Origin of the sequence: Vibrio sp. MM46 (genome assembly GCF_027587135.1) — a bacterium.
Lineage (GTDB): Bacteria > Pseudomonadota > Gammaproteobacteria > Enterobacterales > Vibrionaceae > Vibrio > Vibrio harveyi.
Map to the genome: position 1 here is coordinate 11,543 of NZ_JAPPTO010000015.1, position 12,684 is coordinate 24,226.

The 12,684-nt window shown below is 44.3% G+C and carries 10 protein-coding genes; all 10 read right to left on the bottom strand.

Annotated features, from left to right (window positions below; translation table 11 throughout):
* Position 1: 1 nt before the first annotated feature.
* Positions 2 to 2,323, bottom strand: coding sequence for a hypothetical protein (locus OH459_RS17030; protein ID WP_269987798.1), 2,322 nt, complete (start codon positions 2,321 to 2,323; stop codon positions 2 to 4).
* Positions 2,320 to 3,966: a hypothetical protein gene (locus OH459_RS17035; RefSeq protein ID WP_269987800.1), complete on the bottom strand. Its 1,647-nt coding sequence runs from the start codon at positions 3,964 to 3,966 to the stop codon at positions 2,320 to 2,322. Before OH459_RS17035 ends, OH459_RS17030 begins: the two co-directional genes overlap by 4 nt.
* Entirely contained in the window at positions 3,956 to 5,281 is a 1,326-nt protein-coding gene (locus OH459_RS17040) for a site-specific integrase (RefSeq protein ID WP_269987801.1), read from the bottom strand. Before OH459_RS17040 ends, OH459_RS17035 begins: the two co-directional genes overlap by 11 nt.
* Before the next feature lie 106 nt (positions 5,282 to 5,387).
* On the bottom strand, positions 5,388 to 6,041 hold the full coding sequence (gene nth, locus OH459_RS17045; protein ID WP_269987802.1) for an endonuclease III: 654 nt from the start codon (positions 6,039 to 6,041) through the stop codon (positions 5,388 to 5,390).
* A gap of 79 nt (positions 6,042 to 6,120) precedes the next feature.
* A complete protein-coding gene (locus OH459_RS17050) occupies positions 6,121 to 6,813 on the bottom strand; it encodes an electron transport complex subunit E (protein WP_009698515.1) in 693 nt (230 codons plus the stop codon).
* Positions 6,806 to 7,444, bottom strand: a complete 639-nt coding sequence (gene rsxG, locus OH459_RS17055; RefSeq protein WP_005444679.1) for an electron transport complex subunit RsxG — start codon at positions 7,442 to 7,444, stop codon at positions 6,806 to 6,808. The genes OH459_RS17050 and rsxG overlap by 8 nt, the downstream gene beginning before the upstream one ends.
* A gap of 7 nt (positions 7,445 to 7,451) precedes the next feature.
* Positions 7,452 to 8,498: an electron transport complex subunit RsxD gene (rsxD, locus tag OH459_RS17060; RefSeq protein WP_269987803.1), complete on the bottom strand. Its 1,047-nt coding sequence runs from the start codon at positions 8,496 to 8,498 to the stop codon at positions 7,452 to 7,454.
* A complete protein-coding gene (rsxC, locus tag OH459_RS17065) occupies positions 8,498 to 11,224 on the bottom strand; it encodes an electron transport complex subunit RsxC (protein ID WP_269987804.1) in 2,727 nt (908 codons plus the stop codon). The genes rsxD and rsxC overlap by 1 nt, the downstream gene beginning before the upstream one ends.
* Before the next feature lie 8 nt (positions 11,225 to 11,232).
* Positions 11,233 to 11,826, bottom strand: coding sequence for an electron transport complex subunit RsxB (rsxB, locus tag OH459_RS17070; protein WP_005444686.1), 594 nt, complete (start codon positions 11,824 to 11,826; stop codon positions 11,233 to 11,235).
* Between the two features lie 3 nt (positions 11,827 to 11,829).
* Entirely contained in the window at positions 11,830 to 12,408 is a 579-nt protein-coding gene (rsxA, locus tag OH459_RS17075; RefSeq protein WP_005425202.1) for an electron transport complex subunit RsxA, read from the bottom strand.
* Positions 12,409 to 12,684 lie beyond the last annotated feature (276 nt).

Below are 12,684 nucleotides of genomic sequence, written 5' to 3' on the forward strand. Positions count from 1 at the left end.
CCTATACTGATCCCAAAAAGCCTAAAAAGTTATCTTTAGCCGAGTCGTTATTAGTTTTGCTTGTTGCAGCAAGAGCCGCTTGAAGAGCTTCTTTCGCATCAGGTAGCGATAGCTTGCGTTCTGTTACTGTCTTAGTTTCTAAATCTGTAATTCGCATGACATTTGAACGAGTCAAAAAGCGAACAATAGCCCCTTCTTTGATGGAGTCGTCTGATAGCACTTCAATAAGACTCTTGAGCATACAAGTATTTTGGTAGTGGGTTTCATACCATTGCTGCATTCCTTCACTGGTTGCAAAGTTAATGGCCTCCTGAACTTGCTTAAGGTTGTGTTTTTGGATTGTTAAATCCTTATTTAGTAGTTCAATCGCATCTTTATCATGCGCAATATGGCATGAGGATGAACAGAGTGTGCATTGTGTTTCAAATTCCGTCATGTAAGTGCAAGGGGTTAACGTTAAATCTTGGGTGCAAAAGCCGACTTCACTGACAAAAGTTGGGCTTAAGTTATCGGTGGCATCATCGTATTGAGCTTTACTCTGTAGGCGTTTGCCAACCTTATCTTGTACTTCTTCCTCGGTTTCTTTTTCATATAAAATATCACTGATCACTGAGGCATTTTGGGCATCAGCAGTATGAATATAGGTGAGTGTTTGCTCAGGGTTTTTACGGCCAGACAGCATCGTTATGAGTAAGTGGGGCAACCCCTTATTGGCTAGGTAGTTATTTTGCCAATGCCTGAATTGGTGAGGGGTGATTGCGAAACCTGTTGAGAAACCATGCCGCTCAAAGATGGTTGTGTAACCGTTTTTGCCTTTTTTGATGTTTTTATCAAAAAAAGCACCTAAAGATTCGATGAGAACTAACAGGAAGTGAGAGGATTGCCGAGTGTTTACTTGTTTTTCTGTATAGGTAAATAAAGCTTGCCCATAATCGACACGCTTGGTCTTAGCGTTATTGTACCCTGACATAGCTTGTTGATTAGTAGTAATGTAATGGTTTTGAAATTCCTCAACCGTCATTTCTGTTTGACCATTGAAATATTTACTCAATTGCTTTTTATCGTTGACAGGAGCGCCAACAAGTAAGGATGCATAAGGACATCGGGATTTAATTTCTAGTTTATCGAGTGGTAACAGCTTGGTGATGTGTTTGATAAATAAAGGGAAATTTTTACGTTTTGTTGCATCAATCGCACCCTTGGTATCGTACGTAACACGGGCATAGCCGTCGCTGTCATCATAAAAGCCCAATAAAAAACCAAGCTGGATCAGGTTGGTCGGTTTACTGTCGTTGGGTTTGAGTGCATCTAGGTTTTTGGTACTTGGCTTAAACTCACCTAACACCTTTTTTAAACTTAGGGTTGGGTTTTGATAAAACCTTGCTAATACTCTCGCTGGCTCAGTTACAAGAGCGGTATAGTGTAATGCTCGGTCTAGGCTTTCGGCCATTTCAGCATTGATATGATTCTGATAGTCTTTATATCCTTTTGACCCACGCCAATTAAGGTAGTAGACAGTATTAATGTTGTTATTGACTACTTCATTATGGGCTTTCACTCGTTGCTTGGTTAGTAACACTTGCTCTGCTGCCGCTCGATTGGGGGACGACATCGCAAGTGCTGACATGGTGCAAACATAACTATCGAGTTGACTCGTTGTTGGATGGATGAGAGCAGCCCAAGAATTAGTGTTCTCTTTATTCTTGATGTCTTGATAAGGCGGGATTGCATCATAAAAGATCGCCCCGAGTGCCAATAACGCCTTTTCATCAGGCAGTTTACTGTTTTCAGCCTCGATAGCGTCATCACCGCTTTTGGCTCTTGTTGAGTTTATCTCCCTAGTTAAGTTCGGAGCTATACTCGCTGGAAGCATCTTATGGGCTTTTAGCCACTCAAAAAATGCAGAAAGAGACTGGATATTCTTCATTTCATCAATGGTGTTTTGAATCTCATCCAGACTGGAAGAAGCGACATTTTCATTAAGAGCAATAAGAAGTTTTTTTGCCGCAGTGACTTTATCTTTCCTCCTATTGTTAGAAATATTTTCTTTTAGTACATCAAGAGCAAAGGTAAAGAGTAGATGGTGCGTATGTTCATCGAGCCTGTCTTTATGAGAAAAAGTTGAGTTAATGTTGGCGTTGGGCTGATTATCGTTATTAAAAAGGAAGTTAATATGGATGCCTTTGTTGCTGGTAAAGGTAACAGCAATGTCCTCCCACGTTGCTTGCTGACCTGATGGCGCGGTAAAACCAAGTAATGGCTGTTTTTTCTTTTCGGCGATATAAGCGTGTTGATTGGTTATGTAACGGTTGAGTGTGTTCATTTTTCATCTCCAAGCTTAGCCGTTTTTCTCTCTTCACAAATCGCTATAGTCGCCTTGATGTAAAGAATGATTTTCTTGAGGCGTTTGACTGTCGCAGGGTGTGCTGATTGACTATTTATCACCAGTTTTCTTTTCGCTTTATCAAGATATTGTTGATGGTTTGCCGTTTCTAGAGGTCTAAAGTTGTCGCAGGGATAACAGGCCATAGGCGCACCGCCTTTTGACTGACAACTGGAGCAGTTAGCAGGATTGAGTTTATGGCCAATTTCTTCATCAAACCTGCTTTTTACTTTGAAATCATCGTGCGCTTGTAACTCTTTTACCGACAGGCTATCAAATCGCTTGATGATATGGTTCCCAGCATACGCCTCATCAACTTTAACTCGCTCTGAGGTTTTCAAATCAAGATAGGGGGTAATCGATTGAATGGTGACACCTGTTATAGCAGCAAGGTGGGCAGGGCTTAACCCATATTTTGCACCTTGGGTGAGAATGGTGTGTCGCCAGCGGTTGTTACCAAGATTCAAAGAATCGTTTGGACATCTATCGCTGTTTGGCTTGAGTTTGTTTTCGAATAAATAACGTATATTCTTTCCAAGGTTGACCGAATTCATATGATAGGCTTTTGAGGTATCGCTATTGGAGATAAACAGTTCTGCTTTAGATTCAAAACGAGAGCTAAATAAGCTTTGGTCAGGCAATACAGGTAGGCGTCTCATGAGTTCTTTGGTTTCATCTTCACCTAATGTAATGTGTTGTATAGACAGCGAATGTAAAAGGAAGTGTTCATAAACCTGATAGTAACGCAAAAGCAGTCGAGAAAAGTCTGACTCTAGGCGGTGTGAGCGTGATTCCGCATCACCTCGAAATTGTCCATCCTTGCCTTTAAAGGTGCGAACGTGCAATTGCTCCACATCTGAGAACAAGTGTTGAGTAACGGGTTTCCAGTTAAGGTTCGGTTCTTTATGAGATAAAAAGGTTTCCCCTACAGGTAAAACATCACACCATTTAAGTTGCACAAGTTGGGTTGGTCGTCTTATCAGGGCGAGAAGTAACTGACTGGCTATGACATTCCGTAGTGCGGTAAACTTTTGTTGCGATAGTATTTCCCCGTCTAATACTTGCTTCGTTTCAATTCTTAAGCTTTCAAGAATATTGTCGTGCTCAACTTCACTGTAAGCACCCGTTTTTGGGTCAAGAATGCCTTTCATTACACCTTGGCGCTTTAAATTTTCATCTTTAACTGTGTCATATAACGGTTGGAGAGTATGACAGGTATAACCATTTCTTGGGTGGCATAGGGCGTTTAAGCCATCTCTGACACTTTTCTTGTAAGTATCTAGTGTGAGCCACCACGCCTGAAAATCGTAAATGTCGAGATATTTTACAATGGATTTGAGGGTGCAAACGTGGCTGTTTAGAGACTTATAAGTGTAATGCTTTGCGGCATGTGCTATTGCTAATCTTAAGTCCAGATAAGTATTAGTATTTAGTTCATTCATCCAATTTAGATATAAATAGGATTTATAACCAAGCTCCCACGTATCTGAAAGCACATCAAAAGAGTAACCATCTTCTCTTACATTGAATATGCGCTGCCCATCGTATTCCTTTTTTAATGTTGCGATATGGCTATGACTCATGACCACCTCCTAACCTCGGAACAGTTTTAGATTGGGTTCTAGCGGAAATATCAGCCACAGTGACCGCCAGTTGATATTCGTTATAGACGGATGCCATTTTCGAGTCTTCAACCCAGCCCATTGCATATTTGCGTAAATCTTCAATTTTTTCAGGCGTTAACCCATGCTCTCTCGCCTTGTCTTCAAAAACTTCATTCCATTTATGACGAAGCTTGTGAGGGTGGAGCTTGATACCTAATGCCTCACCAAATTTATCTACGATTTTGTGAATGGATTTATACGTGAGCGGTTGCCCTGATGTTGTCCCTTTTTCTGAGATGAACACAAAGTCATGTTCACGGGTGGTTGTATTTTCTGCTCGCACAGTTTGTATGTAGAGCTTGATAAGCTTCATTAACTCTGAGGAAATAGAAACCGATAGCGCTTTGGTTTTATTTGATGGGCGTTCTAACCTTGGATCAGTCGGATCATTGGGAGTTCTGGTCAATAGGAAGCGAGGGTTATCCCAATCGTCAATCAAGTCACTGACTTTTAGCTTTAAAACCGCACCAACACGAACCCCTGTGTTAATTAGGATTTGCATGATGAGTTGGTTTCTTAATTTGCTGGATTTAAATGGATTCTCAGGTGAACTCTCTTTGATGATTTCAAGCAAATAAAAGAACTTATCTGAAGGTATTACCGACTCAAATGCATCTTTAACGATGGTGTTATTTTTACGTGTGCCACTAATAAACGTGTTGATGTATAACTTAAACTTGTTGAATTGGTCGTCAACTCTGACTTGAGTATCAGTTGGCTCTTGATCATAGTGGTGGCAAACGAACAAGTATTCGATATAAGCTCTAAGTCGGATTAAGCGTTGACGTAATGTGTGTGCAGAAACTTGTGGTTGGCTATGTGAAGTCGCATGGATGGCATCTCTTATGCGCTTGTCAGAAATTGCTACGGTATTACTTTCATCAATAGTGCCTTCATTAGCATAAAGCTTGCACGATCTAACAAAATCATCGACCTCTTGCCTTGAAAGAAATTCACCAGAGCTGACACGCTCAACAAGATCGATACCTTGCTCGATAAAATAACAGTATAAAAATTTCAGCTCATAGGCGTATTTTTTTAGTGTATGAAAAGCTGGAGCTTGAGTGCTTGCTTTATTCTTTCTTGCCGAAAGTGGGGAGTTATGGTTTCCGTTAAGATAAGCATTAAGGTACAAGCAAGCGGGAAATACACCAGATCTTACAATGAGGGGAAAGCTGTACCCATCGGCATCTTTATAAATTTTTACTGCAACATTTTCACTTAATTCATTCATTACAAAATCGCAAGTTGGTTACATATTAATCTAATATGGTTGCACTTGGTGGTTTTGTAAAGTAAAAAAATGGCTCATTAAAGAGCCATAAAAGATTTAAGTGTATTTATTTCTTCTTTTTCTTTACACTTTCTTTTGGTGGAGAGTATTCACACAGGTCTTCGATGATACAACTACCACAACGCGGCTTTCGTGCAACACAGGTGTAGCGACCATGAAGGATCAGCCAATGGTGTACATCAAGCTTAAACTCTTTTGGCACCACTTTAAGAAGTTTTTCTTCCACATCGTCGACAGTTTTGCCCATCGCAAACTTTGTACGGTTCGAAACACGATAGATATGCGTATCTACCGCAATTGTTGGCCAACCGAATGCGGTGTTCAGTACAACGTTAGCTGTTTTACGACCCACACCGGGTAACGCTTCAAGCGCTGCGCGATCTTCTGGCACTTCACCGTTGTGTTTTTCGAGCAGGATCTTACAAGTCTTAATGGTGTTTTCGGCTTTTGAGTTAAACAGACCGATGGTTTTGATGTATTCCTTTAAACCATCGACGCCCAAATCAAGAATGCCCTGCGGTGTGTTGGCAACTGGGTAGAGTTTGTCTGTTGCTTTGTTCACACTTACGTCTGTCGCTTGCGCAGAAAGTAGTACGGCGATAAGGAGTTCAAACGGAGTACTCCAATTGAGCTCCGTTTGAGGATTAGGATTGCTTTCTCTTAATCGTTCGAGAATTTCAATTCTTTTGACTTTGTTCATTGCTGACTTCCAAACCCGTCTTTGCGGTTTATGAAAAAGGCCCTACGAGTGGTAGAGCCTTGATTTTAGAATTTTTACATTATGCGTTAGTTACGCGAGCACGCTCAATGGCTGGTTTTTCTTCTTTTGGCTGACGTGCCTGAATTGAGCTATCGATAACATTTTTCAACGCTATCAAAAGTCCTACCCCGATGAAAGCGCCTGGTGGTAATAATGCAAGTAGGAAGCTGCTATCGAAGTGGAATACTTGAATGCGCAGTGCTGCAGCCCAATCGCCAAGGAGTAGGTCTGCACCATCAAACAGGGTGCCATTACCGATAAGTTCACGCATTGCGCCAAGTACAACCAGTACAGTTGTCATTCCCAGACCCATCCAAAAACCATCTAGTGCTGCTGGCAGTGGATCATTTTTAGATGCGTAAGCTTCCGCACGACCAATGATAATACAGTTGGTTACGATCAGAGGAATGAAAATACCAAGAGATAGATACAAGCCGTAGGCATAAGCATTCATGAGCAGTTGAACGCAAGTTACCAAAGAAGCAATGATCATAACGAAAACGGGAATACGGATTTCTTTTGGTACGTAGTTACGAATCAGTGAAACCGTCACGTTCGAACCGACAAGCACCAACAAAGTCGCAATACCCAAACCAAGCGCGTTGGTAATGGTGGAAGAAACCGCAAGTAGAGGACACAAACCCAGAAGTTGCACTAGGGCTGGGTTATTACTCCACATGCCGTTTTTCATTAGCAGTTTATTTTCACTCATGGTTGCCTCCTGCGCAGTCTAGGGGCTGGTTCAGAATCTCATCACGAGATTTATTAACATAGTTTACCGTGTTTCTTACCGCTTTCACTACCGCGCGAGGGGTAATCGTAGCACCAGTGAACTGATCGAAATCGCCACCATCTTTACGAACGCGCCAAGAATTCCAGTTACTTTCTGTCACTTGTTTACCCGTGAAACTCAAAATCCAGTCGGTAACACGTAAATCGATTTTATCGCCCAACCCCGGTGTTTCTTGATGGCTTAGGATACGAGTACCAAGGATCTTGCCTTGGTTATCGATGCCAGTGATGATTTTGATTTCACCGTTGTAGCCATCTGGAGCGATGGATTCAATCGCCATTGCCGTTGGTTGACCATCTTTAGTTGCGATGTAAGTTGGCATCGCTCGAACCGTACCTAGATCGGGCGCTGACACCATCGTACACGCTGTAACAAGATTGTTGTCATGCATTTCTTCCGGAATCACTTGGTTAAGAACCGACAGCAATTGCTTTTGTTCCTGAAGTTTAATTTGATCTTTTGTTAGGTACTGAGTCAGTGCCACAAGACCGGTTGTAGCACAAGCGAAGATCGCAAGTGTCAGACCATTTTTTCTAATAGCGGTTAACATGTTTACCTCAGTGACCGTAAGTTCTTGGTTTGGTGTAGTAGTCGATCAACGGTACACACATATTGGCAAGCAGAACGGCAAAGGCAACGCCATCTGGGAAACCGCCCCAACTACGAATAATAAATACCAATGCACCAATAAGCGCACCAAAAATCAAACGACCTTTCACGGTAGTGGATGCTGATACAGGATCAGTTGCGATAAAGAATGCGCCCAACATCGTAGCACCCGAAAGTAGGTGGAAGATTGGTGAAGCAGTTTCTCCTGGTGTGATTAAGCTAAATACTGTGCTAAACAGCGCCAAACTGCCTAGGAAGCCAACAGGAATGTACCATTGGATGATGCGCTTTTTGATCATAACCAGTCCACCGACTAAGTAAGCAAGGTTTACCCATTGCCAACCGATACCAGCAAGACCACCAAACATAGGTTGTGATAGCACTTCACTTGGTGTCGCACCAGTGTGGATACCGGTTTTAAATGCGTCTAATGGGGTTGCCATTGTCACGCCATCCACTCCAGCGCGAACTTGTTGTAGTGACAAGCCATCAAAATCATAACCAGTGAAGATCAGAGATAACGCGTCTGCAAAACTAACGTGCTCAGACATCAATGAAACAGGTGCGCTCCAACTTGTCATCTGGACAGGGAAGGAGATAAGTAGCACCACGTAGGCGACCATCGCTGGGTTAAATAGGTTTTGACCAATACCGCCGTATAGGTGCTTCGCGATCACGATGGCAAAAATCAAGCCGATGACCATGATCCACCACGGAGACCATGGTGGGATAGCAACGGCTAATAACCATGCTGTCACGATGGCACTGTTATCACGAAGTGCATGCATTGGTGAACGCTTACGCACAAGCATGACTAGCGCTTCTAGCGACACCGCAACCGCAATAGCGAACACAAGTTGAATGATGGTGCCCCAACCAAAGAAGTAGGTTTGAGCCACTAAGCCAGGAATTGCACACAGCGCTACCCATTTCATCAAATCAGGCGTACTACGACGGCTGTGAGCGTGTGGTGAACTGGCAATAAAAAACGACATTACTCGTTCTCCTCAGTATTGTTCTTATTCGCTTCTTGCTGAGCCTTACGCGCTTTAGCGCGGGCAATGGCAGCGGCAACTGCAGCTTTCTTCGGATCCACTTCTGGCTCTTCAGAAGGCGCTTCTTCAACGGATTCAGATTGTGCTTCTTGCTGAGCCTTACGTGCTTTAGCGCGGGCAATGGCAGCGGCAACTGCAGCTTTCTTTGGATCCACTTCTGGCTCTTTAGAAGGCGCTTCTTCAACGGATTCAGATTGTGCTTCTTGCTGAGCCTTACGTGCTTTAGCGCGGGCAATGGCAGCGGCAACTGCAGCTTTCTTCGGATCCACTTCTGGCTCTACAGAAAGCGCTTCTTCAACGGATTCAGCTTGTGCTTCTTGCTGAGCCTTACGTGCTTTAGCGCGGGCAATGGCAGCGGCAACTGCAGCTTTCTTCGGATCCACTTCTGGCTCTTCAGAAGGCGCTTCTTCAACGGATTCAGCTTGTGACTCTTGCTGAGCCTTACGTGCTTTAGCGCGGGCAATGGCAGCGGCAACTGCAGCTTTCTTCGGATCTTCAACTTGCTCTGCAGGCGCTTCCGCTTCAACAGACTCTGTTTGTGCTTCTTGCTGAGCTTTGCGTGCTTTAGCGCGAGCAATGGCTGCGGCAACAGCGGCTTTTTTCGGATCTTCAGCTTGTTCAGCAGGAGCTTCCGTTTCTACAGGTTCTGTAGAGTTTTCTTGCTTAGCTTTGCGCGCTTTTGCACGAGCAATGGCAGCAGCTACAGCAGCTTTCTTAGGATCACCGCCTTGCTGTTCAGACGTTTCTGATTCTACAGGTTCGGTTGAATCCTCTTGTTGTGCTTTTTTCGCTTTAGCTCTGGCGATAGCTGCCGCGACGGCTGCTTTCTTGTCACCAGCTTCAGCAGGTGTTGATGTGTCTTCTTGCTGAGCTTTCTTGGCTTTTGCACGGGCAATAGCGGCTGCAACTGCAGACTTCTTATCGTCAGCATTATCCTCAGATGTGTCACCTTGCTCTTTTTGTGCTTTACGCTCACGAGCAATACGTTTGCGCTCTTCGCGTAGCTTCGCCATTTCTGAGTTATCAGGTTCTGCTGCGCCAGATTGAGCCGCTGCAGCTTGTTTTGCTTTTGCTTTGGCAATCGCGGCAGCAACCGCTGGTTTCACTGCTGGCTCGGCTTTCGCTTCAGCGTTCTCTTTTTGCGCTTTCACACGAGCGATCGCTGCTGCAATCGCATCGTCACCACCAGATGCTTTCATGTCTTTACGACGATCATCCGCGGCTTTCTTGAAGCGATTCTCACGTTCTGCTTTTTCGCGTTCCATACGCGCTTTTTTCTCTTCAAAGCGCAGTTTAGCTCGTTCAGCGGCTGCCGCTTCTTGAGCGCGAGTACGGATTTCAGCTTTCGCTTGACGATAATATTGAACCAGTGGAATCTCACTTGGACACACAAATGCACACGCACCACATTCAATACAGTCTTTTAAGTTCAGCTCTTCCAGCTTGTCGTATTCTTGGCTTTTCGCATACCACTGGAGCTGCTGTGGCAGTAGTGAGGCAGGGCATGCCTCAGCACATTGGCTACAACGAATGCATTCCATTTCGTGTTGGTCAGAGGCGATCTCACGACGTTTCGGTGCCAGAATACAGTTTGCCGTTTTAGTGATAGGAACCTGAGCGTGAGGTAGGGTAAAGCCCATCATTGGACCACCCATGATCAGACGCTGCAGCTTTTTATCTGCTTTGTAGCCAAACTCGTCTAAAAGTGCTTGTACTGGCGTGCCAAGAAGCGTCCAAACGTTACGTGGTTGCTTGAAGGTCTTACCCGTCAGAGTCACGATGCGATTTACTACAGGTTCGCCATCGATCACTGCACGCTTAATTGAGTAGAGAGAACCAACGTTTTGAACCAGGATGCCAATATCGGCAGGGATAGCGCCGCTAGGAACTTCTTTGTTGGTCAAAATCTTAATGAGCTGCTTCTCACCACCTGAAGGGTATTTGGTTGGGATAACGCGGATCACTATGTCTTTGTTCATCGCCGCTTGTTCCAGCGCCTTGATTGCTGCTGGCTTGTTATCTTCAATACCGATGATGGTCAGTTTTGGCTTAAGGATATACTCGACGATCTCGATCCCTTGGATCAGTTCGTCAGCATGTTCTTGCATGAGTTTGTCATCGGCGGTGATGTAAGGCTCACATTCGGCTGCGTTGACGATAAGAATTTCGGTACGTGCGATACCCGATTGGATCTTCTTAGCAGTAGGGAAGCCTGCGCCACCCATGCCAGAGATACCAGCAAGGCGAATCACATCGATTAACGCATCAGCGGATTCTTGAGTGTAATCGGCAACGGGCGTTTTCTCACACCAAGCATCGTTACCATCAGGTGTAATCACTGCGCACAGTTCGCTCAAACCCGATGGGTGAGCAACGGTTCGTGGCTCAATAGCCGTCACTTGACCGGAAGTTGGTGCATGAACCGGAACGGTAAAGCCACTGTCTGACGCCGTTAGCTGTTGACCTTTTAACACCTTGTCGCCAACAGCAATCAATAGATTACCTGCTTTACCTATGTGTTGTTTTAGAGGTAGGACGATTTCCGACGGAATGGCTGCATGAACCAATTCAGTTTTGTTGGATTGCTTTTTGTTTTCTGCCGGATGCACGCCGCCTGGGAAATCCCAGAGCGAACCAGTACGAATTTGTTCAATCAAAGACAACATACGAAACCTTATTTAATTGAATCAGTCACGTTCGCTGCACTGGCAGCATCCGTAATGTTAACTACTGGAATAGCGTTAAGCTTCCACTTCCAGCTCTCTGTGGTAGTTTCCACAGGAATCATTTCAATACAGTCAGTTGGACAAGGAGCAACGCACAAGTCACAACCGGTACACTCGTCTTTGATAACGGTATGAAGGGCTTTAGTACCACCAACAATCGCATCGACAGGACACGCTTGAATACACTTGGTACAACCGATACACATGTCTTCATGGATGAAAGCAACGGTTTTGACTTTGTTGTCGAGATCGTGTGCCGACTCTTCCGCTTCGACACCCATCAAATCCGCCAGTTTTTCAATGGTCGCTTGACCACCTGGGGGACACTTGTTGATTTGATCGCCGTTAGCAATCGCTTCTGCGTATGGACGACAACCTGGGTAGCCACACTGACCGCACTGAGTTTGAGGAAGAATAGAATCGATTTGATCGACGATCGGGTCGGCTTCTACTTTGAAGCGAATCGACGCAAAACCGAGTATGGCCCCAAATACAGCGGCAAGCGCTGCAAGGGCAATGATCGCAATTAAAATAGTACTCATTGTCTACTTCACCAAACCAGTAAAGCCCATGAAGGCAAGAGACATAAGACCTGCGGTGATCATTGCAATCGAAGCACCTTTAAACGGTACAGGTACGTCAGCTGCAGCAATACGTTCACGCATTGACGCAAATAGGATCAATACCAAAGAGAAGCCAACTGCCGCACCAAAACCGTAAATGATCGATTCAATGAAGTTGTGGTTTTCATTGATGTTAAGCAGGGCAACACCCAAAACAGCACAGTTCGTTGTAATCAATGGTAGGAAGATACCCAACAGACGATAAAGCGTCGGGCTGGTTTTGTGCACGACCATTTCGGTGAACTGTACAACAACAGCGATCACCAAAATAAAGCTCATGGTTCGTAGATATTCGATGCCCAGTGGACGTAAAACATAGCTTTCCACTAAGTATGCACACACAGACGCGAGCGTTAGTACAAAAGTTGTAGCTAAGCCCATGCCAATTGCTGTTTCCAGTTTTTTAGACACGCCCATAAAAGGACACAAGCCCAAAAACTTCACCAGTACAAAGTTGTTCACCAGCACAGTGCCGACCAACAACAAAATATATTCGGTCATAGTTATTACGTTCTTAAAATCCGATCCCAATATTATCGTGTTTTGTGACACCAATAACAACCAAAGAACGGTGTGGTTTTATGCACCCGATGGAAAATTATACGTGTATGTGATGTGAGTGGATGGATTAATAAGAAATTGAAAAGTTTGGTGAATGGTTGTTAACAAAGGAAAACGCAATTTTCGTCACTGATTTAACGCACGCTTTGCTGGCGGCTCCACTCTTCATTATCTTGGATAAAACGAAATAAAAATGCTCATACCCCTAATGGGCTA